This window comes from Litoreibacter janthinus (assembly GCF_900111945.1).
Lineage (GTDB): Bacteria > Pseudomonadota > Alphaproteobacteria > Rhodobacterales > Rhodobacteraceae > Litoreibacter > Litoreibacter janthinus.
The window spans coordinates 3,052,914-3,078,069 of record NZ_FOYO01000001.1 but is presented as its reverse complement, the minus strand read 5'-3'; the positions used below and the strand labels follow the sequence as shown (position 1 = coordinate 3,078,069).

Annotated in this window: 25 protein-coding genes; 11 read left to right on the top strand and 14 right to left on the bottom strand. The window is 58.9% G+C overall.

Going from position 1 to position 25,156, the window contains the following annotated elements; all coding sequences use genetic code 11:
* Positions 1–80 precede the first annotated feature (80 nt).
* Complete coding sequence (locus BM352_RS15400) at positions 81–383, bottom strand: hypothetical protein (protein WP_090218598.1); 303 nt, start codon at positions 381–383, stop codon at positions 81–83.
* Between the two features lie 325 nt (positions 384–708).
* On the opposite strand from BM352_RS15400, the gene yghU reads away from it, so the two are divergent.
* Positions 709–1,566 carry a glutathione-dependent disulfide-bond oxidoreductase gene (yghU, locus tag BM352_RS15395; RefSeq protein ID WP_090218596.1) on the top strand — a complete coding sequence of 286 codons (858 nt, stop codon included), beginning with the start codon at positions 709–711 and terminating at the stop codon, positions 1,564–1,566.
* Here the strand turns inward: yghU and BM352_RS15390 are convergent.
* A complete protein-coding gene (locus BM352_RS15390) occupies positions 1,563–2,948 on the bottom strand; it encodes an MATE family efflux transporter (protein ID WP_245781006.1) in 1,386 nt (461 codons plus the stop codon). The genes yghU and BM352_RS15390 overlap by 4 nt on opposite strands.
* A gap of 263 nt (positions 2,949–3,211) precedes the next feature.
* Here BM352_RS15390 and BM352_RS15385 point away from each other — a divergent pair, with 263 nt between their 5' ends.
* The 3 genes from BM352_RS15385 (at position 3,212) to BM352_RS15375 (ending at position 6,226) form a co-directional block, all read left to right on the top strand.
* The gene (locus BM352_RS15385) at positions 3,212–4,390 is read left to right on the top strand and encodes a type III PLP-dependent enzyme (protein ID WP_425434540.1); all 1,179 of its coding nucleotides are present in this window, start codon (positions 3,212–3,214) and stop codon (positions 4,388–4,390) included.
* Between the two features lie 166 nt (positions 4,391–4,556).
* A complete protein-coding gene (locus tag BM352_RS15380) occupies positions 4,557–5,837 on the top strand; it encodes a DUF3422 family protein (protein WP_090218592.1) in 1,281 nt (426 codons plus the stop codon).
* Between the two features lie 104 nt (positions 5,838–5,941).
* Entirely contained in the window at positions 5,942–6,226 is a 285-nt protein-coding gene (locus BM352_RS15375; RefSeq protein ID WP_090218590.1) for a hypothetical protein, read from the top strand.
* 76 nt (positions 6,227–6,302) lie between these two features.
* Here the strand turns inward: BM352_RS15375 and BM352_RS15370 are convergent, their stop codons facing one another.
* From BM352_RS15370 to BM352_RS15350, 5 genes are all read right to left on the bottom strand, one after another.
* The gene (locus BM352_RS15370) at positions 6,303–7,208 is read right to left on the bottom strand and encodes an ABC transporter permease (protein WP_090218588.1); all 906 of its coding nucleotides are present in this window, start codon (positions 7,206–7,208) and stop codon (positions 6,303–6,305) included.
* Positions 7,201–8,226, bottom strand: coding sequence for an ABC transporter permease (locus tag BM352_RS15365; RefSeq protein WP_090218586.1), 1,026 nt, complete (start codon positions 8,224–8,226; stop codon positions 7,201–7,203). The genes BM352_RS15370 and BM352_RS15365 overlap by 8 nt, the downstream gene beginning before the upstream one ends.
* A gap of 77 nt (positions 8,227–8,303) precedes the next feature.
* A complete protein-coding gene (locus tag BM352_RS15360; RefSeq protein ID WP_090218583.1) occupies positions 8,304–10,016 on the bottom strand; it encodes a peptide ABC transporter substrate-binding protein in 1,713 nt (570 codons plus the stop codon).
* Between the two features lie 56 nt (positions 10,017–10,072).
* Positions 10,073–11,095 carry an ABC transporter ATP-binding protein gene (locus BM352_RS15355; RefSeq protein ID WP_090218579.1) on the bottom strand — a complete coding sequence of 341 codons (1,023 nt, stop codon included), beginning with the start codon at positions 11,093–11,095 and terminating at the stop codon, positions 10,073–10,075.
* Positions 11,061–12,077 (bottom strand): ABC transporter ATP-binding protein, encoded by a 1,017-nt coding sequence (locus tag BM352_RS15350; protein WP_090218576.1) that lies wholly within the window; start codon positions 12,075–12,077, stop codon positions 11,061–11,063. The genes BM352_RS15355 and BM352_RS15350 overlap by 35 nt, the downstream gene beginning before the upstream one ends.
* 229 nt (positions 12,078–12,306) lie before the next feature.
* Here BM352_RS15350 and argE point away from each other — a divergent pair, with 229 nt between their 5' ends.
* From argE to BM352_RS15330, 4 genes are all read left to right on the top strand, one after another.
* On the top strand, positions 12,307–13,458 hold the full coding sequence (argE, locus tag BM352_RS15345; protein WP_090218574.1) for an acetylornithine deacetylase: 1,152 nt from the start codon (positions 12,307–12,309) through the stop codon (positions 13,456–13,458).
* Positions 13,459–13,524: 66 nt separating this feature from the next.
* The gene (locus BM352_RS15340) at positions 13,525–14,163 is read left to right on the top strand and encodes a DUF998 domain-containing protein (RefSeq protein WP_245781005.1); all 639 of its coding nucleotides are present in this window, start codon (positions 13,525–13,527) and stop codon (positions 14,161–14,163) included.
* On the top strand, positions 14,160–14,666 hold the full coding sequence (locus BM352_RS15335; RefSeq protein ID WP_090218569.1) for a DUF421 domain-containing protein: 507 nt from the start codon (positions 14,160–14,162) through the stop codon (positions 14,664–14,666). Before BM352_RS15340 ends, BM352_RS15335 begins: the two co-directional genes overlap by 4 nt.
* Before the next feature lie 70 nt (positions 14,667–14,736).
* Entirely contained in the window at positions 14,737–15,897 is a 1,161-nt protein-coding gene (locus tag BM352_RS15330) for a M20 aminoacylase family protein (RefSeq protein WP_090218563.1), read from the top strand.
* Here the strand turns inward: BM352_RS15330 and BM352_RS15325 are convergent.
* From BM352_RS15325 to moaA, 4 genes are all read right to left on the bottom strand, one after another.
* A complete protein-coding gene (locus tag BM352_RS15325; RefSeq protein WP_090218561.1) occupies positions 15,886–16,158 on the bottom strand; it encodes a hypothetical protein in 273 nt (90 codons plus the stop codon). The genes BM352_RS15330 and BM352_RS15325 overlap by 12 nt on opposite strands.
* A gap of 146 nt (positions 16,159–16,304) precedes the next feature.
* Positions 16,305–17,066, bottom strand: a complete 762-nt coding sequence (locus BM352_RS15320; protein ID WP_090218558.1) for a sulfite exporter TauE/SafE family protein — start codon at positions 17,064–17,066, stop codon at positions 16,305–16,307.
* A 165-nt stretch (positions 17,067–17,231) separates the two neighbouring features.
* Positions 17,232–17,546 (bottom strand): hypothetical protein, encoded by a 315-nt coding sequence (locus BM352_RS15315; RefSeq protein ID WP_090218556.1) that lies wholly within the window; start codon positions 17,544–17,546, stop codon positions 17,232–17,234.
* Between the two features lie 10 nt (positions 17,547–17,556).
* The gene (gene moaA / locus BM352_RS15310; RefSeq protein ID WP_090218553.1) at positions 17,557–18,561 is read right to left on the bottom strand and encodes a GTP 3',8-cyclase MoaA; all 1,005 of its coding nucleotides are present in this window, start codon (positions 18,559–18,561) and stop codon (positions 17,557–17,559) included.
* A gap of 86 nt (positions 18,562–18,647) precedes the next feature.
* Between moaA and BM352_RS15305 the strand changes: the two genes are divergently transcribed.
* On the top strand, positions 18,648–19,160 hold the full coding sequence (locus BM352_RS15305) for a hypothetical protein (protein WP_139229846.1): 513 nt from the start codon (positions 18,648–18,650) through the stop codon (positions 19,158–19,160).
* Here BM352_RS15305 and BM352_RS15300 read toward each other — a convergent pair.
* From BM352_RS15300 to glmU, 3 genes are read right to left on the bottom strand one after another with little or no spacing between them, the layout of a single operon-like run.
* Positions 19,157–19,843, bottom strand: a complete 687-nt coding sequence (locus BM352_RS15300; RefSeq protein ID WP_090218547.1) for a DNA alkylation repair protein — start codon at positions 19,841–19,843, stop codon at positions 19,157–19,159. The genes BM352_RS15305 and BM352_RS15300 overlap by 4 nt on opposite strands.
* The gene (gene glmS, locus BM352_RS15295; RefSeq protein WP_090218544.1) at positions 19,840–21,663 is read right to left on the bottom strand and encodes a glutamine--fructose-6-phosphate transaminase (isomerizing); all 1,824 of its coding nucleotides are present in this window, start codon (positions 21,661–21,663) and stop codon (positions 19,840–19,842) included. Before glmS ends, BM352_RS15300 begins: the two co-directional genes overlap by 4 nt.
* The gene (gene glmU, locus BM352_RS15290) at positions 21,664–23,019 is read right to left on the bottom strand and encodes a bifunctional UDP-N-acetylglucosamine diphosphorylase/glucosamine-1-phosphate N-acetyltransferase GlmU (RefSeq protein WP_281245119.1); all 1,356 of its coding nucleotides are present in this window, start codon (positions 23,017–23,019) and stop codon (positions 21,664–21,666) included.
* Between the two features lie 122 nt (positions 23,020–23,141).
* Between glmU and BM352_RS15285 the strand changes: the two genes are divergently transcribed.
* Positions 23,142–23,807 (top strand): HAD-IA family hydrolase, encoded by a 666-nt coding sequence (locus BM352_RS15285; protein WP_090218539.1) that lies wholly within the window; start codon positions 23,142–23,144, stop codon positions 23,805–23,807.
* Between the two features lie 54 nt (positions 23,808–23,861).
* Positions 23,862–25,073 carry a DegT/DnrJ/EryC1/StrS family aminotransferase gene (locus tag BM352_RS15280; protein ID WP_090218535.1) on the top strand — a complete coding sequence of 404 codons (1,212 nt, stop codon included), beginning with the start codon at positions 23,862–23,864 and terminating at the stop codon, positions 25,071–25,073.
* Positions 25,074–25,156: the final 83 nt, after the last annotated feature.

Genomic DNA, 25,156 nt, shown 5'->3' with positions numbered 1-25,156 from the left:
CCCTGCACATGAAAACGGGCGCTCCAATCGGAGCGCCCGTTTTTGTTTCGGGGACCGGCGATGGCCGGCCCGCGTATGTCTTAGTTAGAAGCAGCGGCTGCTTCTGCCGGGCTGTTCATCGGTGCGGTTTTGCGCAGGGCGATCAGTTGCGCCATGCGGGACTCATCGTCCATCTCGAAAAACACCTGACGCTCGGCGGCGCTCATGTTGCCCAAAGCAAACTTGATCTCTGCTGCTTCGACGTCACCGGTAGAAGTCTCTTCGACCATGCGTTCAGCGGCGGAGTTGTTGGACAATGCCAGATACTCTTCAACGTTGATGTCTGCAAAAGCAGGTGCTGCGAAGGTAAGGGCGATAGCCGTTGTTGTGAAAAACTTGGTCATTTGTAGTCTCCTAGTCGTTAGGTCCAGTGCGTCTGAATTCATTCCGGACGCTGTATGGGAAGACAACGGGCGGTTTGATCAAATTGTTCCCGCATTTTTTGAGGAAGGCTGGTCCGGAACGGTTGCAGTGACGTTATAGTGAAAGAACGCCCGTGCCTGAGGTGGTGGTGTTTTATATAAATGAAAACAGTAAGTTGTTCTGGTTTTGTGTCTTGCACTTCGCCCCTTTGATTGATCGAATTTTTGCTGGTGAAAGTTTTTCGGTTTGCACCTTCCGGCGCGACGGGGTCATGTGTGTTCAACCTCTAAAACGAAGGGAAACTCCATGGCTGAAGAGTATACTCCACCTAAAGTTTGGACATGGGAGGGCGAATCCGGCGGCACCTTTGCGTCGATCAACCGCCCGATCTCTGGGCCGACCCATGACAAGGATCTGCCGGTCGGCAAACATCCTTTGCAGCTTTACAGCCTCGCAACCCCGAACGGGCAGAAGGTGACGATCATGCTGGAGGAGCTTTTGGCCCTCGGGCATACGGGCGCGGAGTATGACGCGTGGCTGATCAAGATTGGCGACGGCGACCAGTTCTCCAGCGGCTTCGTGGATGTGAACCCGAACTCCAAAATCCCCGCCATGTTTGACACGACGACCCTCACGCGCGTGTTCGAGAGCGGCTCGATCCTGTTCTATCTGGCCGAAAAATTCGGAGAGTTCCTGCCAACGGATCACGCGAAACGAGCCGAATGCATGAATTGGCTGTTCTGGTTGCAAGGATCCGCTCCGTACATGGGCGGGGGCTTTGGCCATTTTTACGCCTATGCGCCGACCAAGCAGGAATACCCGATCAACCGTTTTGCAATGGAAGTGAAACGCCAGTTGGATGTGCTCGACAAGCATTTGGAAGACAACGAGTATCTGGCGGGCGAAGACTACACGATAGCGGATATGGTTACTTGGCCGTGGTATGGTCGAATGGTGACGGGTGGAGGTTATGACGCGGGCGAGTTCCTGAGCGTGCATGAATATGAACATGTCATTCGCTGGGAAAAGCAGATCGCGAAACGACCTGCGGTGCAACGCGGGGTCATGGTCAATCGCACCTCTGGCCCGTTGGAAGGGCAGCTACACGAGCGCCACGACGCCTCCGACTTCGACACCAAGACGCAAGACAAGCTGGAAGGCTAGGCCTCCTGCTTGCGCAACGGCGTCTTGATACCGAGAACGTCGATGCGCACCAGATCGGTCGCACGGGTGGTCACGAGGCCACCCCACGCGCCAAGCAGGTTTGCCGCGACGGCGGCAATCAGGATGCCCGTGTAGCCCATCACCAAAACACCAAGCCATGCGAGCGGCAGGTAGATCACGAAAATGCGGCCCAATGACAGCGACAGCGACCACAGCGCCTTGTCGCGCGCATTCATCGCGGCATTGGCGACCACGACGATCCCATAGCCGAACATCGACACGCCTACGATGCGCAGGTAGGACGCGGCGTAGGCCACGTCCTCCCCACCCGAGCCGACCCAGCCCGCCAATGTGTCCGCAAACACGATCAGGACAGCTGCAAGGGCCAGCCCGTAGATCAGGCAAAAGGTGAAAGCTTGCTGCGTCGCGGTCTGCGCACGGTCGCGTTTCTCGGCCCCCCAGTTTTGGCCGACCACAGGCCCAATGCCGGAGGATAGGGCCATCAGCGGCACAAGTGCAAAGGACTGTACCCGCGACGCCGCGCCAAACCCCGCCACTGCGCTCTCGCCGACTGTGGCGACTGCTGCGGTAACCAAGGCCATGCCGGCAGGGTTGATGGCATTCGAGAATGCGGCGGGGATGCCAACATTCAAAACCTGCCTGACGGATGCCAACAGCCCGTCAAGAGCATGACCGCACACACCCAACATGCCACGACGCCACGCGATCCATAAGGCCGCGGCCATTGCCACGACGCGTCCGATCAAGGTGGAGAGTGCGGCACCCAACGTCCCAAGCTCGGGCAGGGGGCCCCAGCCAAAGATCAACACCGGATTGAGGGCGATCCCGAAGAAGGCCGCGAGCACCATGATTGCGGCAGAGGTAGCACCGTCCCCATGCGCACGGAACACCGCGTTGGTGACCATCATGACGACAAGGAAGGGGAAAGATAGGGCCCAGACGGGGATATACTGCGCGACTTCGCCCAAGACGTCCTCGCTTGCGCCCATCGCGCTGAACACAAAACGGTAGCTAGGCCAAAGAAGCAGCGCCATGATCACAGAGAGCACCAATCCCAGCCCGATGGCGTGCAGCCCTAATCGGCGCACGTCGTCGTCGGTATCCGCTCGCCCGACGGCCTGAGACAGGGTTGCATTCGCACCGGCGCTCAACCCAATTGAGAGGGAGGTGATGGCGGTGATCACCGGATAGATAAATCCGACCGCCGCAAGAGCCGTAGCGCTGACTTTACCAAGGAAGTAGGCGTCTGCCAGTCCAACGGCGATTACAGCGAAAATCCCGAAGGACATGGGGGCAGACATGGCCGTCAGCGCAACCCAGACAGGGCCTTCGGTCAGGTCGCGTTTTTTGGTGCTGGGCAAGAGGCAATCTCCGGTTAAGCCCCTCAACGCGCGGATCGGTGGGGCGGTTCCGGAGCGTAAGCTCAACCAATTTCGGCCCCCACAAAAATAAAGCTTGCACCGACTCGCGTTTGGCCCGATACGGCGGAAATAGACGCCAACGCACGCGCCTCTGGCCTGTAGCAGTCAACGCAACACGTGTTTACGTAGCGACGGTAACGTCTCCCCTTGGAAGTGAGCGGTCTCGCACGGGTAATCCCCGTTATGGCCGGGTCTAACTGGAGATGACCATGACTGTACAATTCTCGGACGCTCAGGCGTCCGCTCAACCTGTTGTCCGAAACCGTCTGGATGCCTTTGTTGCTTCGCGCGAATTTGACCGCCCCACACTTGTGGTCGACACTGCATTGGTTGCACAGCAATACCGCGCATTGAAAGCTGGCCTTGGCCGCGCCGACATCCACTACGCCGTCAAAGCCAACCCAGAGCGCAAGGTTATCGAGACACTTGTGAACCTCGGCTCGCATTTCGACGCGGCATCCCGTGGCGAGATTGAACTCTGCCTTGGTCTTGGCGCTGACCCTGCTGACATCTCCTTCGGCAACACCATCAAACGCGCGTCCGACATCGCTTTTGCTTATGCTGCTGGCATCACACTCTTCGCAGCCGACGCTGACGAAGAGCTGGAGAAAATCGCCGAGCATGCCCCCGGCGCGCAGGTCTATATCCGCTTGATCGTCGAAGTATCGCAAGCTGACTGGCCGCTGTCGCGCAAGTTCGGTTGCGACCGCGACACAGCCCTGCGCCTGCTGGACTACGCCAAAGAATTGGGTCTGGACCCTGTCGGCTTCTCGTTCCACGTCGGCTCCCAAACCCGCAAGGCGGACATGTGGGCGCCGACTTTGGACGCGCTGGCGCTGATCTGGCACGCTGCCCGTGACGCGGGACACGATCTAAGCCTGCTGAACATCGGCGGCGGTTTCCCTGCGTTCTATGGCGAAGCCATTGAGGCCCCGACGGCATACGCTGCTGCCGTTATGGCGCAAGTGACCGCGCGTTTCGGCAAGGTCGCCCGCATCATGGCAGAGCCAGGCCGCGGCATGGTCGCCGAGGCTGGCGTTATCGTGGCAGAAGTTATGCTGGTGTCGCGTAAATCCGAGCGTGACATGCACCGTTGGGTCTATCTCGACATTGGCCGTTTCTCGGGTTTGGCCGAAACTGAGGGCGAAGCGATCCGCTACCAGTTCGAGACTGCGCGTGACGGCGACGAATGTGGCCCTTGTGTTATGGCCGGGCCAAGCTGCGATAGTGCGGACGTTCTGTATGAGAAGCGCCCGATGCAATTGCCACTGACCCTAAAGGCAGGTGACCGTGTGTTGATCCGCAACACAGGCGCTTACACATCTGCCTATTCCTCTATTGGTTTCAATGGGTTCCCGCCCCTCGCGGTCGTTACCATCTGAACCAATTACGCGCCCCGAAGACGGGAGGCTTCGGGGCGCGGCCGTTTCCAATGGGTGGAACCGTATGCAATTGCACACCGCTAAACCCATGATTTTGATGAAAAAATTGTTTTCATAAGGGCTCGTGCGCCCTATGGCTAGATCAACGCCACTTAAGATTGATCGCATGACCCACCTTGAAGACCACCCGCTTCGCTACGCTTTGGCCAACGAACTGCACGCACGACCGTTTCCATCTTTGGACGCGCCGTGCGGAGCCATCTATCTTGCCATCAAGCGCCCGGAAGATGCGGCGGGGCGCGACCGCGACGCGGACCGGACGCACCTGACCCAACTGCTGGACCGATATGGAGCGCAGCACCCTCAGCCAGACGCGACGCATTGGTTTGGCGAATTGGGCAAGTTCAAACTCAAGTGGGAGCAGCACACCGAGTTCGTGACCTACACGCTGTTTCTCCCGACCTTGGAGGAGCGCCCGTTCGATCCCAAAGCGTTTGAGTCGTTTCCGGCGGATTGGCTGGCGAAATCACCCGGCGCGCGTATCACCTCGGCGCTGATCCGTGTGGATGGTGACCCGGGTGCGGACGAGATCGCGAAGCGCGTGGATGACTGGTTCGTTCCTGAAAGCCTTGCGGTCAGCACCGTGCTGGACGGGGCGGCGACAATTGCGGGGGATTTTCGCATCGACGCCGCCGGGCATATGCGCCTTGCAGTATTTGCCAGCGAGACGACGGGCGAGCGGCGCATCGGGCGTATTGTGCAGCGCCTGTGCGAGATCGAGACCTATAAAAGCATGTCCATGCTGGGCCTTGCCCGCGTGCGGGAACTCGGGCCGCGAATGGGAGAGTTGGACGGAACCTTGTCTGGCCTGATGACGGCGATGACCCAAGGCGGCACAGGCTCAGAGGAAACCCTGCGCGAGCTTTTGGCGACGTCGGCCGAGTTAGAAAGCCTGTTGGCGCAATCGTCGTTCCGTTTCGGCGCGACAGGGGCTTATGAAGCGATTGTAAACCAGCGGATCGAGGTTCTGCGCGAGGAGCGCTTCGACGGACGTCAGACCTTTGCCGAGTTTATGATGCGTCGCTTTGATCCGGCGATGCGCACCGTGAAAGCGTCGGAGCGACGTCTGCAAACCATGGCCGAGCGGGCCATTCGGGCGGGCGATCTGCTTCGGACACGGGTAGATGTCGAACGCTCTGCGCAGAACCAGAAACTGTTGGAAAGCATGGACAAGCGGGCAGATCTTCAGCTGCGGTTGCAAAAGACCGTCGAGGGGCTGTCCGTCGTGGCGATCAGCTATTACGCAGTCAATCTGGTGCTTTATATGGCGCAGCCAGCTGCCTATGTGATCGGCGTGTCCAAACTGGCGCTCGCTGCCGTCGCCACACCGCTTGTGGTTCTGGCTGTGTGGTGGATGGTCCACAGAATCCGAGAGAAGATGGAGTAGCTGTAACGTCAACTTCCACTATATGTTGACAAAACTGCCTAAAAAATGATCACTTTGCGCAACCGCAGGCGAAGATCTGCGGGTCAACAGAGCGAGGGATCCTTATGGAAGCACTAATTTCTCAACTGGTCGGTGGGGCCGTTGGCGGCTTGGCCGGTGGCAAAATCAACTCAGGCGGCAGCATGGGCGGCATTGGCAACTTGGTTGCTGGCGCTGTCGGCGGCGTCGGTGGTGGCACGTTGTTGGGCGGCCTTCTGGGCGCAGCAGGTGGCGACGCCGCGGGCGGTATGGATATGGGCGCAATCGCTGGCAACCTCGTTGGCGGCGGTGTTGGCGGGCTGGTCGTACAGATGGTCGTCGGCATGATCGTGAAGAAGATGAAGGGTTAAGTTTCCTCCCATCTTGACCCAAACAAGAAGGCCCGGAGCGTTACTGCATCCGGGCCTTTTTTGTCTGGCAGAGCGTTTAGCGCCCGCGAATTTTCGGATCCAGTGCGTCGCGCAGCCCGTCGCCCATGTAGTTCACCGACAGAACAGTCAGCGAAATCGCTAGTCCGGGCCACATCACCCGCTCCGGGTATTGTTGAAGATAGTCGACGCTATCGAACAAAAGGCGGCCCCATGTTGGGAAGTCCGGTGGGAAGCCGAGGCCAAGGAAGCTAAGCGCGCTTTCGGTGATGATCGCATTGGCGATGCCCAAGGTGGCGGACACCATGATCGGTGACAGCACGTTGGGTAGGATGTGGCGCGTGATCATACGGCGGCTAGGCGTGCCGATGGATCGGGCCGCGAGGACGAACTCGCGTTCCTTGATGGCCAGGACGTCGCCGCGCACGATCCGCGCGGTTTGCATCCATGACGTGGCACCAATGGCTGACACCATCAGAATAAAGATGCCGCCTTCCGGCCCGAAGGCGGCGTTCAGCTTGTCGCGGAACAACATGATGATAACCAGCAACAGCGGCAAAAGGGGCAGGGCAAGGAACAGATCTGTGGTGCGCATCAATAGCCCGTCGAGCTTCTTGAAATAGCCTGCCATGACGCCCACCAAAGTGCCCAAACCCAAGGCCAGAGCCATAGCGGTCAGGCCTACAGCCAGCGACACGCGACCGCCTGCCATCATCCGTGCAAAGGTGTCACGGCCCAGTTGATCTGTGCCCATCGGGTGCGCAAAGCTCGGGCCTTGGTTGCGGGAGCGGATATCAATGAAGGTCGCATCGATCCCCCAAATCCATGGGCCGAAGAGGACACCGAGGATGATCAACACAAAGAAGATCGCTCCGATAAGCGCTCCTTTGTGGGTCTTGAACTGGTCCCAGACATCCCACCACTGATTGCGGGGCGGGGCGGTGATCTGCGTTGTATCAGTCATAGCGGATCCTCGGGTCCAGAATGCCGTAGAGAACGTCGGCAATCAGGTTAAAGAGCACGATCAGGATGGCGAAGATGAAGGTCAGCGTTTGCACCGTTGGCACGTCGCCGCCTTGGATGGCGATGATCAGCAGCTGGCCAAGTCCGTTCACTTTGAACACCTGTTCGGTGATGATCGCGCCGCCGAAGATCGACGGAATGCCAAGGGCAATCACGGTCACCACGGGGATCATCGAGTTGCGCAGCACGTGGACCAGAACCACCGTCCGCTCGCGTAGGCCTTTCGCGCGGGCTGTGCGCACGTAATCCTGGTTCAAGTTGTCGAGCATAGAGGCCCGCGTGAACCGCGAGATTTGCGCAGTGATCTGCAAAGCCAGCACCATGACCGGCATGATCATCTGTCGGAACTGGTATTTGAAGCTTTCCCAATCCACGACCTCATGCGTCGTGTCATAGATTGAAGGCAGCCAGAAGTAACTGTCAGACGGGATCATCACCGAGAACAGCACAATCACCAGCACACCCGAGAAGAAGGGCGGCACCGAGAATCCGATCATCGAGACCAGCGTGCCAATCTGGTCGAACACAGAATACTGTTTGTAGGCCGAAATAATCCCGATCGGCAGGGCGATCAGCGTGCCCACCAGATACGCGGTGCCCACTACCATCAGCGTTTGCGGCATACGCTGCATGATCAGGTCCATAACAGGCGAGCGGGTCTGGTAAGAGATCAGGCGCGTTTCGCCAGCGGTGCCAAGATCCCAGCCGAAGGCGTGCTCCATATAGATGCGCGGCTCCAGCCAGAAGAACTGTTTGAGCCACAGGCCATATTGAACAATCAGCGGTTTGTTCACCCCAAGCGCTTCGCGGATTTGCTCGCGCACCTCAGACGGGATGGTCAAGGGCAGGTTGCCTGTCGGGTCGGACGGGCTGAGCTTCACGATCATGAAGATCACGAAAGAGATGAACAGAAGCGTCGGGACCGTTAGGATCAGCCGGCGGATCGTGAAGGTGAACATGTTCGACGCCTCGGTTCAGGTCTTAAGGAAGGGTGGGGGAAGTGAGGCGGGGCAAGCCCGCCTCACGATGTGATAGATTATGGCTTGCGGTACCAGTCGGCCACATTCCAAAGCTCGGAGTCCCAGACGTTCAGGACGACGCCACCCAGAGAGTTGGCATGAGCGGACAGACGACCACGGTGCACCAGCGGGATCATACCGCCGTTTTGCACGATGATATCGTTCAGCTTTTTGCCGATTTCGGCGCGGGCTTCGATACCAGCTGTCTCGGCCAGCTGCTTGTGCAGTGCGTCGAACTCTTCGTTACAGAAACGCGAGATGTTCTCGCCCTGCCACTGTGTCGCTGGCGAAGGTGCCTTGTCGCACAGGCCGTTGGCCAAATAGGACTGCGGGTCGGTGCCGTTGAAGGTGTTGGCGTACATTTCCACGTCCGCGTAGAACTTCTGGAATGTATCCGGGGACGCCGCGTCGCCACCGAAGAACACCGACGCATCGATGTTGCGCAGCTCTGCGCCGATGCCGATTTCCGACCACCACTGTTTGATCAGGGCTTGGAAGTCCTGACGCACGGCGTTGGTGGAGGTTTGGTACAGCAGGCTCAGCTCGACACCGTCTTTGTCACGGGTGCCGTTGCCGTTGCTGTCGACCCAACCGGCATCTTCCAGCATTTTCTTTGCGCCTTCGATGTCTTGCTTGTCGCAGGTCATCGAGGTGGAGTTGAACGCGTCAGGGGCAGGGACCCAGTTACAGGTGACTTTACCCGCTTTGCCGTAGCCGACTTCCACCAGCAATGGGCGGTCGATCGCCATAGACATCGCTTTGTAGACGGCCGGATCACCCAAGAACGGGTGCGGGCGGATGACCGAGCGCTCTTCAGGGCCCAGATCAGCAGACGGGTTGGTTTGGTTGAGCATGATGCGCTCGACCAGCGGGCCGAAGCCTGCAACCGGCATGCCTTTGCCGCCTTTTTCCATGTTGGCAATGACGTCTGGTGCCAACTGGAGGTTCCATGCGTAGTCAAACTCGCCGGTCTCCATGACCGCACGGCCCGCAGCGGTTGCGTCGCCGCCGCCTTTGAAGGTCACGGTTGCGAAGGCTGGCTTACCTTCTTCGCGGAAGTTTTCGTTGGCTTCCATTGTGATCACGTCGTTCGGCTTGAACTCAACAACCTTGAATGGGCCGGTGCCGATCGGGTTGAAGTTCTGTTCCGAGCAGGAGGAAGCCGCAGCGCCCGTGCAGTCCGCGAATTGCGCTGCTTGCAGGATCGGGCTCTCGCCGCCGACGAAGGGGCCGTATGGGAATGGGGTCGGCTTGTCGAATGTCACTTTGACGGTCATGTCGTCCAGTGCTTCGACGTTTGAGACACCTTCGAACTTTGTGACCTGTGCGCAGCCGCCATCCGGATTCATGCAGTAGTCGGCGGTGAATTTCACGTCGGCGGACGTGAACGGTGTGCCGTCCGACCATGTGATGCCCGGCTTGATTTTCCACGTGATGGTGGTCAGGTCTTCGGAGACGCCGCCATTCTCGGTGGTCGGGATTTCTTCCACAAGCCAAGGCACGAGTGCGCCGGTTTCATTGTAGCGCGCCAGTGGCTCGATCACCATCGAGGCGGCTTCAACGTCCTTGGTGCCACCTGACAGGAACGGGTTCATGATGGACGGGGCTTGCCAGTAGATAATCGACACGTTGCCAGCGCGACCGCGCTCGCCTGCGTGCCCATCCGCCATCGCCATTGGCACGAATGCCAGTGAGGCTGCGGCGCCCATTAGGGCTGATTTGAGTTTCATTTTGTCTCTCCTTGTTGAGTGCTCATCTTGCCTCGTTTCGGCGTTTTAACAACGCTCTACGTGATGTCGTTAAAGTGGTGACAAGCGACGAAGCGCCCCGGTAGAACCTCTCGGAATTCCGGCTCGTCGCGCTTGCAGATATCCATAACTGCCGGACAGCGGGTGCAGAAGTTGCATCCTGTCGGCGGGTTTGATGGCGACGGAACGTCACCGGTCAGAATGATGCGTTCAACCTTTTCTTCGATCGAGGGATCCGGCTCCGGCACCGCACTTAGCAACGCTTTCGTGTAGGGATGCAGCGGCTCGTGATAGAGCGCATCGCGCGGCGCAAGTTCCACGATGCGACCCAGATACATGACCGCAACACGGTCGGCGATGTGCCGCACCATAGACAAATCGTGCGAAATAAACAGGTAGGTCAACCCCAGCTGATCCTGCAACTCTTCCAACAGGTTCACGACCTGCGCTTGGATCGACACGTCCAGCGCCGCGATCGGCTCGTCGCAGACAATGAACTTCGGATTCAGGGCCAAGGCGCGGGCGATGCCGATACGTTGGCGCTGCCCGCCGGAAAACTCGTGCGGGTAGCGGTTGGCAAAATCGCGGTTCAGACCGACCTGATCCATCAGTTCCAGCACACGCTCGCGACGGTCGGCTGCAGACCCTGCACGGTGTTCGCGCAGGGGTTCGCCGATGATCTCAGAGACTTTCATTCGCGGGTTCAAAGACGCCTGCGGGTCCTGGAAAATCATTTGCATCTGCGTGCGCATCTGGCGCAGCTCTTCCGGCGGGGCATGGGCAATATCTCGCCCGTCGATAGTGACGGAGCCATCGGTGACTTCATACAGACGCAGGACAGAGCGACCGACCGTAGATTTCCCGCAGCCGGATTCGCCAACAAGGCCTAGTGTTTCACCCTCGTAGATATCGAAGGATATCCCGTCGACGGCCTTCACCTCGCCAGTGCGTCGTCGCAAAAGGCCGCCATAGATCGGGAAGTGCATTTTCAGCTTGTCGACACGGACAAGAGGCTGCTTTTGCTCGTCAAGCACCGCGCGGTCCTCCGGCGTTGAAGTCATAAAAACAGGCGGCGTCGTGGCCGGGGCCAGCTGGGAAGCGCGGCGGGTTTTCTTTGTTGCAGCGCTCGAACCGGTATTGGCAGCGATCGCGGAAGGGGCAGGCTATGGGGGCAGCACCAAGGATCGGCGGCTGGCCTTCGATGACGTTCAGCTTTTCGGGTCGCTCGCCGCGCACGGTTGGAATCGTTTCCAGCAATGCACGGGTGTAGGGGTGCTGCGGGTTGCCGAACAGCTCCCGTGTGGGGGCCTGTTCTACGACCTGACCGCCATACATAACCATGACGCGATCCGCGATACCCGCGATGACGCCCAGATCATGGGTGATCCAGATGATCGCCATGCCCAGCTTCTCACGCAGGTCTTTGACCAGTTCCAGAATTTGAGCCTGAATGGTCACGTCCAACGCTGTGGTGGGTTCGTCTGCGATCAGAACTTTCGGGTCGCAAGCCAGCGCGATGGCAATCATAACGCGCTGTCGCATCCCGCCGGAAAACTGATGCGGGTAGTCCTTCAGACGCCGAGAGGCATCGGGAATGCCCACCAGCTCCAACAATTCCACAGACCGGACACGGGCTTGCGCTTTGGTCATGCCCATATGTTTGCGCAGTGGTTCCATGATCTGGAACCCGACCGTGAACACCGGATTGAGCGAAGTCATAGGATCTTGGAAGACGAAGCCGATCCGTCCGCCACGCACACCGCGCAGTGTGTCGGCGTCGGTGTGCAGCAAGTCTTTGCCTTCAAACAGAACTTGTCCGCCGCGAATATCTGCGGGCGGCGAGGGCAGCAGTCCGATCAGCGACATCATGGTAACGGATTTGCCCGAGCCGCTTTCGCCGACGACGCCCAGAAGCTCACCAGGGCGCACGTCGAAGCTGACGTCATTTACGGCGTGAACCTCACCGGAGCGGGTTTTGAAAACGGTCTTCAATCCCCGTACATCAAGTACGGGTTCTTGGACTGGCGCGGGCCCGTCAGGCATTCAGTTCCCCCTGCGAAGCGGCATCAGTATCTCCCGATGCTCATCTTAAGCCGTGAGGTTATCATCAGAATTTCGCGTGGCAACGGTTTTTCTGACCGAACTGCGCGACGTAACGGCACCTGATGAATTCTTAGGCGAAGGGCATCTGAAATCTTCCGCGCAGCCCTTGACGCGCCGCCGTCCGAGGATCAACCTCCGGCTGTAAAACTCCTCGACAAAAGGAACTTTCATGGACGCGCGCGCCATTCTCGACAAGCTGGTGTCATTTCAGACGGTCAGTCATGTCAGCAATCTGGATCTGGTCGATTGGGTCGAAAACTACCTGAAGGGCCACGGCGTCACGTCCACACGTGTTTATAATGAAGAAGGCAACAAAGCTTCGCTTTATGCCAATGTCGGCCCCGAAGTGGAGGGCGGCGTTATTTTGTCAGGCCACACTGATGTGGTTCCCGTCGAAGGCCAAGCGTGGGACACGGACCCGTTCACAGTTGTTGAGAAAGACGGCAAGCTTTTCGGACGCGGCACTTGTGACATGAAAGGCTTTGATGCACTCGCTTTGGCCGCCGTGCCCCTAGCGCTGAAACGTGGACTCAAGCGGCCCCTACAAATCGCGCTTAGCTATGACGAAGAGGTCGGCTGCCTTGGTGCCCCGCCGATGATCGCCGAGATGCGCAAACACATGCCTGCGGCCAGCGCTGTTGTCGTTGGGGAGCCGTCGATGATGAAAGCCGTGTCCGGCCACAAGGGCGGCTATGGTTGGTGGATTCACGTGCACGGGTTCGAGGTCCATTCGTCGCTGCTGCATACTGGGGTCAACGCCATTATGTACGGTGTGAAGCTGATCGAATGGGCCAACACGGTGAACGACGCCAACATGGCCGCCACGCCGTCGCCGCTTGCAGCCGAGTTTGATCCGCCCTTTACCACAGTTCATACCGGCAAGATCTGGGGCGGCACGGCGCATAATATTACTGCGAAGGATTGCGAATTCGGCGTCGATTTTCGGCTTGTGCCTGGGGATGACATTGAAACCTACCGCAACGCACTGTTCGAACGGGTGGCCGAAGTTGAGGCGGCGATGCAAGCAGTGGTGCCAGAAACCCGAATCGAGATCACGCAACGTTTCCACGTTCCGCCATTACAGCCAGAGCCCGAGGGCGAGGCCGAACGTCTGGTCCGCCAGTTGACCGGCGACAATGCCAGCCACGTCGTCAGCTACGGCACTGAGGCAGGGCAGTTTCAGGAAAAAGACTACTCCGCCATCATCTGCGGCCCCGGCGATATCGCCCAAGCCCACCAGCCAAACGAGTTTCTTGAAGTCGCGCAGTTTGAGGCGGGGCAGGCGTTCATGGAGAAACTGGTGGATCATCTGGCAAGCTGAACGCAACTTTGCAACCAAACTGCCCGCACCGACGTTGTCCTAGCAACCGAAATGCGAGGTGGCGTGATGGACAAGCAGAAATACGGATCCGAGCGCCCCCATCTCCTGTTATGCCTTGGCGTTCTGGGCCTGCTGGGCTGCGTCTCGCTAATCTCCGCGACCATCATCGGTCCTTATTTCGTTCCAAATCATGACTGGGTTGCTGACACCATCTCCGACTTGGCGGCCGGCGAGGGCGAGATCATTATGGATGTCGGCCTGTACGGATTTGCCATTGGATTGATGGCGACGGCGCTTGCGGCCTCCCATGCTCATTTGGGCAATGTCGGCTGGTCTGTTGGCATCCTTAGCTTGGCTGCCCTTGCCGCGTTGGTCATCATCATCGGCGCGCGCAACGAATACGGTGATGGAGACAGCGATGGCGTGGTGATCCATATCTACCTTGTTTACGGGTTGGGAATTTTCTTTCTGCTTGCCCCGCTGTGCATGGCGTCGGGGGCAGGGTGCCACGCCCCATGGGCGAAGGTTGCATGCTTCGTTCTAGCGGGGCTTTGGGCGGTGGCGGCGCCGGTGTTCTTCTTTTTGCCAACGGGAATAGACGGACTTTACGAACGCGCATTGGGCGCTATCGCCTGCGCCTTTGTTATACTCTTGTCGGTCATATTCATTCAAAGAGCCCGACAAGCGCGGGAAGAGAAGCCATGAGCATGACGCTGGAACTGCTGATGCGCGCGGCAATATCCATTGTGGTGATCGTCGCGCTGGTTCGGATCAATGGCTTGCGGTCATTCTCGAAAATGGCAGGTTTCGATTTTGCGTTGACGGTGGCAATAGGGTCGATCCTCGCGTTCATCATGACCAGCACGTCGACGCCCGTTTGGATCGGTCCAGTGGCACTGGTGTTCCTGTTCGCGCTGCGCCACGCGCTTGCGCGTCTGCGAGAGCGCTTCGACTGGGGCGAGGCGCTCGACAACCCGCCGGTGTTCCTGATGTATGACGGGGAAATACTGGAGGCCAATCTCCAACGAACCCGTGTTACCCGCGCGGAGCTGATAGGCAAGTTGCGAGAGGCCAATGCGTTGGAATTGTCGAAGGTGCGCGCGGTGATACTGGAGACCACAGGCGACGTCTCTGTGCTGCACGGTGATGCTGTTGACAATCTGCTGCTCGCAGACGTTTCTTGGGGCGACGTGTCAGCCCGCAACTGAGCGAACGTGACTTGCAGGGACGGAACAAGGCAGGCAGTCTGGCGAGTGAGTCCAATCAGGAGACACTCCCATGCCCGTCAAAAACCGCTTTGCCGAACTTTTGCCAGAGATCACCGAATGGCGTCGTGACATTCACGAGAATCCTGAAATTCTGTTCGAGACCCACCGCACCTCCGCTCTTGTGGCTGAGAAGCTGCGCGCATTCGGCTGCGACGAAGTGGTTGAGGGCATCGGGCGCACGGGTGTCGTCGGGGTGATCAAAGGCAAGTCGGACAATTCGGGCAAAACCATCGGCCTGCGGGCCGATATGGACGCGCTGCCAATTCTGGAAGCAACGGGGCTGGACTACGCGTCCAAGACACCGGGCGCGATGCATGCGTGCGGGCATGATGGCCACACCGCGATGCTGCTGGGCGCTGCGAAATATCTGTCAGAGACGCGCAATTTTGACGGCACGGTCGTGGTGATTTTCCAACCCGCCGAAGAGGGCGGCGGTGGCGGTCGCGAGATGTGTGAAGACGGCATGATGGACCGCTGGTCGATCGACGAGGTCTACGGGATGCACAACTGGCCCGGCAAACCTGTCGGCAGCTTCGCGATCCGTCCCGGCGCATTCTTCGCGGCGACCGACCAGTTCGAGATCACGGTAAAGGGCAAGGGCGGTCACGCTGCCAAGCCTCAAGAGACGATCGATACAACGGTCATGGCGTCCCACTTGGTGCTGGCACTCCAGACCATCGTGTCGCGTAACGCCGATCCCGTGCACAACATGGTCGTCTCGGTCACCAGCTTCGAGACGGAAAGCAAGGCGTTCAATGTGATTCCTGAGACCGTCACCTTGAAAGGTACCGTGCGCACCATGTCCAAAGAGATGCGCGATATGGCCGAAAAGCGCTTACCGGAAATCGCAGCAGGCGTGGCCACGACATTTGGCGGCACAGCGGATGTGACGTATTTCAAAGGCTATCCGGTCATGGTGAACCATGAAGAGCAGACCGAATTCGCGGCGTCTGTCGCAACCAAGGTTTCTGGCGCGTGTGAAGAGGCCCCGCTGGTCATGGGCGGCGAGGATTTCGCCTTCATGTTGGAAGAACGACCTGGCGCCTACATCCTTGTGGGCAATGGCGACACGGCCAGCGTTCACCACCCTGAATACAATTTCAACGATGAAGCGATACCGGCAGGATGCAGCTGGTGGGCCGAGATCGTTGAACAGCGCTTAGCTGGTTGAGGTCATCAACGCGGTGCCAACTCCGCCTTCTGCTTTCGGGGGCAAAATGATCAACGGGCGTCGCCAAGCACGATAGGCCTGATACCCGTTGATGCATCCCAGCAGCAGATTGAACAGCAGAATTGGCATCAGCTCCAGCGCGAAACCATAGGCCACAAAAAGCAGGTTGGAGCCGAAAAGCGCCGCGCGGAGCCAGCGAATATCGTTGGTCGAGGCGGACAAGAGCACGAATGCGTAAGCAAGAAACCCAAGGCTGTCCATCAGACAGAACTCCAAAATAATGAACACCGGCACGAAAATATAGCTGTGCCTGATCCTTGCTTAGAGCGGGATTTTTCTTCTGCATATAGGCGGGCGCGGGTATTCACGCGCCTCACACAGTTTTCTCACGTTAGCGGGGCGCAGGCTCACGCCCCGAGGTATACGCGGTAGAAAAACACGCCGCTCATGACGAATCCAACCGTCGCTACGATGGCGCGCACAACGGGCAGGGGCAGGGCCTTCGAGATCGGGGCGCCCGCATAACCGCCGGCGGTCGAAGCAATCATCATCATCAGCCCTGCTTTCCACTCGACGATGCCCGCACTCGCAAAAATGGCGACGGAGATGACCGACAAGACGAAGCTCATCGCAGTTTTCAGGCCGTTCATCTGGTGGATATTGGTCATCCCCCAAAGCGAGAACAGTGCCAGCAGGATGATCCCCAGCCCGCCGTTGAAATAACCGCCATAGGTCGAGACCGCGAACATGCCAATGAAGCCGTAGGGCGTGACAGATTGCGACCGTTTGGCCGCCCAATCACGGATTTGCGCTCCGAACAGGAAAACCAGTGTCGCGAGGAGCAATAAGAAGGGCACCAGCGCTGAAAACGCACGGTCCGAAGAAATGAGCAGCAGGCCAGACCCAACCGCGCCCCCCAAAAGCCCGATCCCGATCAGGCGGATCAGCTGCTTGCGGTCGAACGCCATGATCTCGCGGCGAAACCCGAGCGCGCCCCCCAGATAGCCGGGCAAGACCGCAACGGTCGAGGTCGCATTGGCCACCACCGGCGGTATGCCCACGAAGACAAGGGCAGGGAAGGTCAGGAAGGTGCCGCCCCCCGCGATCGTGTTCAAAACGCCCGCGCCAAAGGCAGCGGAGAGGAGCAGAAGAATCTCGAAAAGGGTCATTTTAGTCCGGTCGCTTTCTAGATAAGGGCGTGATCCTCTGCCACAGTGCGACGGCGCTGGCCAGCGGGGTTATCGATTGCGGGTAAGCCATATGAATGGGATCAAGCCGATCAGGGTCGCCATTGGCGTTACCCAAGGGGACCACATAAGTTCCCCAAAAGGCTCTTACCAATACCAAGTCGCCCCGAAATGCGAACGGTACCCAGAGGCCGTCGTGAAGTACCCCCAAAAGCAGATCACCAGCCATAGATTTCCAAGAGCCGTCTGCCTAAAGCGCACAGACTTGAACACATAGGCGACTGGTCCGAACGGCAAAGCGCAGACCGCCGCCATCAGTAGTGAGACAAGAACGATTTCAGACAGCCCCGAGGGGTAAAGGTAGAACGGGAGATCTTTTTCACCGGTCAGGAAGCCATGGATGAGACCAAACGATATGATCTCATGCGTTAACCACGCAGTGGTCAGGCTTAGCCAGCCCACCACCCAAATCCTAGCCACCCGTATGGCTCATGTGGCGTGTCATCTGGCCACCCAGCTCTTGGCGCGAATAGTCGAAGTCATGGCCTTTGGGCTTCAGCCCGATGGCGGCGCGAATGGCTTCTTCTAACGGGGCGTCGCTTTCTGACGCCCGCAATGGGCCGCGCAGGTCGGATTTACCCTCTTGGCCGAGACACGTGTAGATTTCGCCGGTGCAGGTGATGCGCACGCGGTTGCAGCTTTCGCAGAAATTATGGGTCAGCGGGGTGATGAGGCCGATTTTCTGGCCGGTTTCTTCCAGACGCATGTAGCGGGCAGGGCCTCCGGTGCGCTCCGACAACTCGGTCAGGGTGAATTGTTCTGCCAAGGTGGCGCGCAAATCGTCCAGCGACCAATATTGCCCGATGCGGTTCTCGTTGCCGATATCGCCCATCGGCATGACTTCGATAAATGTCAGGTCCATTCCCAGATCTGCGCACCATGCGGCCAGATCGAACAGCTCGTCCTCGTTGAAGCCTTTCAGCGCCACCGCGTTGATCTTGACCCGCAGGCCCGCCTTCAACGCCGCTTCGACGCCGCGCAACACTTGCGGCAGGCGACCCCAGCGGGTGACTTCGGCAAATTTCTTCTCATCCAGCGTGTCGAGCGAGATGTTCACCCGGCGCACGCCAGCGGAATACAGGTCAGCTGCGTATTTTTCCAGCTGCGAGCCATTGGTGGTCAGCGTCAGCTCTTTCAGCGCGCCGGTTTCCAGATGGCGTCCCATGCTTTCGAAAAAGCTCATGATTCCGCGCCGCACCAAAGGCTCGCCGCCTGTGATGCGCAGCTTTTCAACGCCAAGGCGGATGAAGGCGGTGCAAAGCCGGTCCAACTCTTCCAACGTCAGAAGCTCTTTCTTCGGTAAGAACTGCATGTTTTCAGACATGCAATAGACGCAGCGAAAGTCGCAGCGGTCTGTCACAGACAGGCGCAGATAGGTAATGGCGCGTTGGAACGGGTCAATCAAAGGGGTTGTCATAAGGAAGAAGGTAGTCTTCTCCCTAGATCGCCACAACCCTCCTAAGGTCGTTGATGATCGCTTTGCGACACGCTAACGTTTTTGTCATGACACGCCATTTCCTTTTCTTCGCCCTCGCCCTGTCTCTCACAGCTTGTGGGGGGCAGTTCTCCAACCCGTTCGAAGGCCTGATGACGCGGCCCGCGCAGGAGGAGCCGCAGGTTGACGAACCTCTGAGCGCCATCAACGCGCCAGAGGAACCTGTGGCGGAGCCGTCCGTCGTGGAAGTCGGTGCCGGAGGACAAAGCGCCGCTGCGCTTGATAAGACCACCGAGGCAGAGAAAAAGGCAGCAACGGTCGCACCCGCAGGTGGATCGGTGCTGGGCACCACGGTGGCCAGCCTTGGCGATCCGACTGAGCAGGGGTTCTGGCTGCGCACACCTTTGGTGAGTGTTGAAACCCAAGGGTCTGTTGAGACGCAGGGCGGTGCTGTGGTTCAGGTCAAGCTTATCCCCATCGACGGGCCGTCCTCCGCAGGAAGCCGCATTTCACTGGCGGCCATGCGGGCTTTGGATCTGGGTTTGACCGATCTCGCAACCCTGACAGTGTCGAAAAGCTAGCCTTGCCGTTTTAGCATTTGCGCGGCTTCGCGACGCGCCGAGCGGGTCATGCGTTCGCCGTGTTCCTCCAGAAACGCCTGAACGCGCGGGGCATCATGGCGCGACAGATCACGCAACCACCAAGCAACGGCGCGCTGGATTAGAGGGTCATGATCTTCGGCATATTGAGCCGCCCACCCCAAAACAGTGTCGCGAACGGCCTCATCTGCCAGCTTTGCACGGTTCTGCTTTGTCCAAGGTTGGGTGAAATCCAGAACCGCGCGGCGTGTCCAGACATGGTCCGAGGCGGTCCAAGCGACCATCTCTGACAGGCGCGTGGTGTCCCAAACAACGCGTTTGGAGCCCGCGTTTGCAACTTGGTCGGCGATCGCTACACAGTCCACATCGGGCAGCCAGGACACAATCAAATCCCAAGCCGCTGTATCATCGGGACGAAGGCGGGCCTGCGTGAGCAGCTTGGCGGCGCAAATCCGCGCCTCGTGGATGTTGCTGTCCCAAAGGGCAGCGGCCAGGCTCAGCCGCTCGGCCAAGTCCTCTCCGCGCCAGTCTTTTGCCAAAGCGTCGAGTTCCGGTGTGGCAATTCCTAAATAGCGCCGCTCGACCCCGTGATAGGCTGCCATGCCTGCTGCCTTTCCGGGGATGCCGATGCTTTCGAGATGGGCCAGCGCCTCTGCGGGGCTCATTCCACGGTCACAGATTTGGCGAGATTGCGCGGCTGGTCCACATCAGTGCCCTTGGCGACGGCCGTGTGATAGGCAAGGAGCTGGGCCGGAACGGCATAGAGAATGGGCGCGAGGAACGGGCTGATATTGGGCATGATCACGCTTTCCCAAACTCCGTCACTGGCTATTTTTGCGCCTTGCGCATCGGTGATCAAAACGACCTTGCCGCCGCGCGCCATGACTTCCTGCATGTTGGATACCGTCTTGTCGAACAGCTCGTCCGTCGGGGCCATAACCACCACTGGAACGTTCTTGTCAATCAGAGCGATCGGGCCGTGCTTCAGTTCGCCTGATGCATAACCTTCGGCATGTATATAGCTGATTTCTTTTAACTTAAGCGCGCCTTCCAGTGCCAGAGGGTACATCGGTCCGCGCCCCAAAAACAGCACATCTTGGGCCGAGGCGATTTTACGGGCGATGCGTTTGATGGGTTTTTCCAGCGCGAGGGATTGGTTCAAAACGCCCGGCAGAAGGTTCAGGTCTTTCATATGAGCGGCGAGTGCTGCATCGTCGAGATGCCCGCGCTGATGACCTGCTTTAAGCGCCAGCGCCGCAAGGGCGAGCAACTGACACGTAAACGCTTTGGTGGAGGCCACACCGACTTCGACACCCGCCATGATTGGCAGGGCCAAATCGCTTTCCCGCGCGATCGAGCTTTCGGGCACGTTGACCACCGACAGGATCATCGCAGCGCGGTCCTTGGCGTAGCGCAAGGCGGCCAAAGTGTCGGCGGTTTCGCCGGATTGCGAGACAAATAGAGCGTAGGATTTGTCCGAGATAACCGGCTGGCGATAGCGGAATTCAGATGCGATATCGACATCAACGGGCAGCCCCGCGATCTGCTCGAACCAATATTTAGCGACCTGACAGGCAAGATTGGCTGTGCCGCAGGCCACCATTGTGATGCGATCACATTTGGTAAAGTCCAAGGTTCCGCTGGGCAGTTCGATGCCTTTGCGATCCGGGGTGCTGTAAGCCGCAAGCGCATCGGCAAGAACGATGGGTTGTTCCGCGATCTCTTTGGCCATGAAGTGTTTGTGGCCGGCTTTTTCGATCCGGGCCTCATCAAGAGCCAGGGTCTTGATCGGACGGTTCGCCAAGTTCCCTTGGCCATCGAAGATTTCGACGCTGGTGCGGGTCAGGACGGCTCGGTCGCCTTCCTCCAGATAGGTGACGCGGTTTGTCATCGGTGCCAGCGCAATTGCGTCAGAGCCGACATACATTTCGCCATCTCCATGGCCAACGGCAAGGGGAGAGCCCTTGCGTGCAGCGATCATCAGATCATCCTCACCGTGGAACAGGAAGCACAGCGCAAAGGCCCCTTCCAGCTTAGCAATGGTCTGCTCGGCGGCATCGCGCGGGCTCAGGCCTTGATCCAGAAAGCGGCGCGCCAGAAGAACGACGGTTTCCGTATCTGTCTCCGTTTCGGCAACATAGCCGTCTTTCTTAAGATCTGCGCGTAGGTCTTTGAAATTTTCAATAATTCCGTTGTGAACCACGGCAACTGGGCCGGAGCGGTGCGGGTGCGCGTTCACCACCGAAGGCGCACCGTGCGTGGCCCAGCGGGTATGCCCGATCCCGGCCTTGCCGGGCAGCGGGTTGTGAACCAGCAAGTCCGACAGGTTGACCAGCTTGCCCACGGCGCGACGACGGTCAAGCGTACCATCGTTTACCGTCGCGATTCCGGCGCTGTCATAGCCGCGATACTCAAGGCGTTTCAGCGCCTCTACGATAATCGGGGCGACTTCATGTGTCCCGAGAACTCCAACAATTCCACACATTTACGCGTCCTTTTTCATCTTTTTAGCGCGCAGCATTTGCATCAGCTTACGCGCGAAACCCGCTTTGTTTGTCTGCCGCACCCGCGACAGGGCCAGATCGCCGTCGGGCACATCTTCTGTCACGACAGTGCCAGAGCCGGTCATGGCATCTGCGCCGACATCGACCGGCGCGATCAACAGGGTGTTTGAGCCAATAAAGGCGCCTGCACCAATAGTCGTGCGGTGCTTGAAGACCCCGTCGTAATTACATGTGATGGTGCCCGCGCCAATATTCGCGCCTGCGCCTACATGCGCGTCGCCCACATAAGACAGGTGGTTGACCTTGGCACCTTCGGCCAATGTGGCGTTTTTGATCTCCACGAAATTGCCAACCTTGGCACCTTCTTCCAACTCTGCGCCCGGGCGCAGGCGTGCGAAGGGGCCAACGACGGATCCTTGCGACACATGGCACCCTTCGAGGTGGCAGAAGGCCTTGATCTCTGCGCCGGATTCAACCGTCACGTCAGGGCCAAAGACGACATTTGGCCCGATCATCGCGTCACGGCCTAGAACCGTGTCATAGGCAAAAAAGGTGCTGTCCGGATCGGCGAGGGAGACGCCGGTCTCCATAGCCTCTGCGCGCATTCGGGTTTGGAACGTTCTTTCCGCAGCGGCGAGTTCTTCGCGGGTGTTGATGCCCAGTGTCTCTGCTTCGTCGCAAGTCACAGCGACAGCGGTCAGGCCGCGCTCGCGGGCGAGGCCGACGATATCCGTCAGGTAGAATTCGCCAGTTGCGTTGTTGTTCTGAACTTCTGAGATCAGCTCGAACAGCGTTTGGGACTGACACATAATAACGCCTGAATTACAAAGCTTTACGGCAAGTTGTTCAGCCGTTGCGTCTTTTGCTTCAACGATCTTTTCCAAAGATGCGCCGTTGGTGATAAGTCGACCATAGCGACCCGGCTTGTCGGCCTTGAACCCAAGCACGACGACGTCTGCCGTCTTACGGGCGTCGGCCATGTGTTGAAGCGTGTCTCCTGACACGAATGGCGTATCCCCATACAGAACCACCGCGTCACCAGCAAAGCCTTCTAACGCCGAGCGCGCTTGATCGACCGCGTGGGCGGTGCCGTTTTGCTCTGTCTGACGGGCGAAGATCAGATCGTCATAGTGCTTTGATAAAGTCGCCTCGACCTTGTCAGCACCATGGCCCGTCACCACAACTGTCTTCTCCGGCTCAAGGGCCGTTGCGGCACGCAAGGCGTGGACGGCCAGCGGGGCGGACCCGATCTGGTGCAGAACCTTGGGAAGGTCCGAGTTCATGCGGCTGCCTTGTCCGGCGGCCAAAAGTATCAAAGCGACTGGTTTACTGCTCACGCGCGAGGCCATTCCCGGTTTCCCGGCCTTTCCTTCTTGTCGGCCCCGTTCTATCCGTATCGCGCTGCGGTGCAAGGTGCGGATACGTCACAACAGATTTCGCCGCGTTACAGGAGGCTTTCATGCGTACGGTAATATTTGACCTCGATGGCACGCTGGCCGACACCAGTGGCGACCTGCTGGCCGCTGCAAATGTCTGTTTCCGCGCTCTGGGGCACGGGGACGTTCTGACCACAGCCACTGACGCTGGAACTGCGGTCAAAGGCGTGCGTGCGATGCTGACGCTCGGGTTCGACCGGCTTGGGATTGACTATAGCTCTGCTGATATCGACGCCAATTTTCCGGTCGTGATCGATGCCTATGCGCGTGACATTGCCAGATATACAACACTCTATCCCGGAGCGCGGGAGGCAGTGAGCCGCCTGCGTGACAATGGCTACAAGGTAGGAATTTGCACCAACAAACCCGAAGGATTGGCTGAACAGCTTATGGCAGAGCTGGATTTTCGCGACGTCTTCCACAGCCTTGTCGGTGCGGACACGCTGCCTGTACGCAAGCCCGACCCAAAGCCCTTCGTTGAGGCGGTGATGCGGGCGGGGGGCGATCCGTCCCGCGCTGTACTGGTGGGCGATACGCAAACCGACCGCGATACTTCGACCAATGCCGGAGCGCCGTCGATCCTTGTGACCTTCGGGCCGGGGGGGCGTGAGGTGGTTGCGCTGAAGCCAGAGGCGTTGATCGACCACTTTGATGATCTTGACGCGATTGTTGCACGCCTCATCGCTTGACTGTCCTCAGGCGCCCGCCCAAGGTCGACCCCGCAACGTCCGGAGGCAAGAAAGATGTTCGAGGTTTTTGACGGCAGCTTTACCCAACAAGAACCGATCCCTGAGGAAGGGATTGCTGCCGCGATGGCTGTTTTGCAGCACGGTCGCCTACACCGCTATAACGTCACTTCGGGCGAACTGGGAGAAACCGCGTTGCTAGAGCAGGAATTTGCAGCCTTCACGGGCGCAAAATACGCGCTGGCTGTGGCCTCCGGCGGCTACGCGATGGGATGCGCGCTACGCGCGGTAGGCGTCAAGCCGGGCGACACGGTCTTGTCCAACGGGTTCACGCTGGCACCAGTACCGGGGGCGATTGCCTCGGTCGGGGCGGAACCGCTATTCGTGGAAACTGCCGACAATCTGACCATCGATTTGGATGACCTTGAGGCGCAGATCGAGGCCTCCGCCGCGCGCTATCTGCTGCTGTCCCATATGCGGGGACATCTGTGCGACATGGATCGACTGATGGCGATTTGCAACGCGGCGGGCGTCACGGTGATTGAGGATTGCGCCCATACAATGGGCGCCAGTTGGCAAGGCACCCCGTCAGGTCGTCATGGCAAGGTGGGTTGCTATTCCTGCCAGACCTACAAGCACGTGAATTCGGGCGAGGGCGGCTTTCTGATCTCCGACGATGATGAGGTGATGGCCCGCGCTATCATTCTGTCCGGCTCCTATATGCTTTATGAACGTCACTTGGCGGGACCACCTGCCGAGGTCTTCGAGCGGGTGAAATACGTCACCCCGAACATCTCGGGCCGCATGGACAATCTGCGCGCAGCTATCCTGCGCCCGCAACTTGCGCGTCTGACTGCGCAGGTGGATGCGTGGAACGCACGCTACGCAGCGCTGGAGTCCGGTTTGCGCAATGCCCCCGGACTGGCCATTATCGAACGTGACCCGCGTGGGGTTTATGTCGGTTCATCCATCCAGTTCCGGCTGCCCGAGGCTTCGCCTGCTGAAATTGAGGAGTTTACCTCCAGATGCGCATCGCGCGGTGTTGAGCTTAAATGGTTCGGCGCGGCCGAACCCAAGGCCTTCACCTCGCGCTATGACAGCTGGCGCTATGCGCGGCCTCAGGCTTTGGCGCGGACGGACAACATTTTGTCGGGCCTGCTGGACATGCGCCTGCCGCTGACCTTCTCCATCGAGGATTGCGAGCTGATCGCCCGAATAATTCAAAGCGAGGCCCGTGCCCTTCATGGCCGAACGGCCTTGGCGGGCTAGGACGGACAGTCCATTGGCAGGATATCCCGGCTCGTTGGCTGGCGACGGCGACAGGTCCGGTTGCCCCGCAACGACCCCGTGCA

Coding starts and splice junctions, on each gene's coding strand:
- BM352_RS15400 (WP_090218598.1), bottom strand. CDS start 383: ATGACCAAGTTTTTCACAACAACGGCTATCGCCCTTACCTTCGCAGCA.
- yghU (WP_090218596.1), top strand. CDS start 709: ATGGCTGAAGAGTATACTCCACCTAAAGTTTGGACATGGGAGGGCGAA.
- BM352_RS15385 (WP_425434540.1), top strand. CDS start 3,212: ATGACCATGACTGTACAATTCTCGGACGCTCAGGCGTCCGCTCAACCT.
- BM352_RS15380 (WP_090218592.1), top strand. CDS start 4,557: ATGACCCACCTTGAAGACCACCCGCTTCGCTACGCTTTGGCCAACGAA.
- BM352_RS15375 (WP_090218590.1), top strand. CDS start 5,942: ATGGAAGCACTAATTTCTCAACTGGTCGGTGGGGCCGTTGGCGGCTTG.
- BM352_RS15370 (WP_090218588.1), bottom strand. CDS start 7,208: ATGACTGATACAACGCAGATCACCGCCCCGCCCCGCAATCAGTGGTGG.
- BM352_RS15365 (WP_090218586.1), bottom strand. CDS start 8,226: ATGTTCACCTTCACGATCCGCCGGCTGATCCTAACGGTCCCGACGCTT.
- BM352_RS15360 (WP_090218583.1), bottom strand. CDS start 10,016: ATGAAACTCAAATCAGCCCTAATGGGCGCCGCAGCCTCACTGGCATTC.
- BM352_RS15355 (WP_090218579.1), bottom strand. CDS start 11,095: ATGACTTCAACGCCGGAGGACCGCGCGGTGCTTGACGAGCAAAAGCAG.
- BM352_RS15350 (WP_090218576.1), bottom strand. CDS start 12,077: ATGCCTGACGGGCCCGCGCCAGTCCAAGAACCCGTACTTGATGTACGG.
- argE (WP_090218574.1), top strand. CDS start 12,307: ATGGACGCGCGCGCCATTCTCGACAAGCTGGTGTCATTTCAGACGGTC.
- BM352_RS15340 (WP_245781005.1), top strand. CDS start 13,525: ATGGACAAGCAGAAATACGGATCCGAGCGCCCCCATCTCCTGTTATGC.
- BM352_RS15335 (WP_090218569.1), top strand. CDS start 14,160: ATGAGCATGACGCTGGAACTGCTGATGCGCGCGGCAATATCCATTGTG.
- BM352_RS15330 (WP_090218563.1), top strand. CDS start 14,737: ATGCCCGTCAAAAACCGCTTTGCCGAACTTTTGCCAGAGATCACCGAA.
- BM352_RS15325 (WP_090218561.1), bottom strand. CDS start 16,158: ATGGACAGCCTTGGGTTTCTTGCTTACGCATTCGTGCTCTTGTCCGCC.
- BM352_RS15320 (WP_090218558.1), bottom strand. CDS start 17,066: ATGACCCTTTTCGAGATTCTTCTGCTCCTCTCCGCTGCCTTTGGCGCG.
- moaA (WP_090218553.1), bottom strand. CDS start 18,561: ATGACAACCCCTTTGATTGACCCGTTCCAACGCGCCATTACCTATCTG.
- BM352_RS15305 (WP_139229846.1), top strand. CDS start 18,648: ATGACACGCCATTTCCTTTTCTTCGCCCTCGCCCTGTCTCTCACAGCT.
- BM352_RS15300 (WP_090218547.1), bottom strand. CDS start 19,843: ATGAGCCCCGCAGAGGCGCTGGCCCATCTCGAAAGCATCGGCATCCCC.
- glmS (WP_090218544.1), bottom strand. CDS start 21,663: ATGTGTGGAATTGTTGGAGTTCTCGGGACACATGAAGTCGCCCCGATT.
- BM352_RS15285 (WP_090218539.1), top strand. CDS start 23,142: ATGCGTACGGTAATATTTGACCTCGATGGCACGCTGGCCGACACCAGT.
- BM352_RS15280 (WP_090218535.1), top strand. CDS start 23,862: ATGTTCGAGGTTTTTGACGGCAGCTTTACCCAACAAGAACCGATCCCT.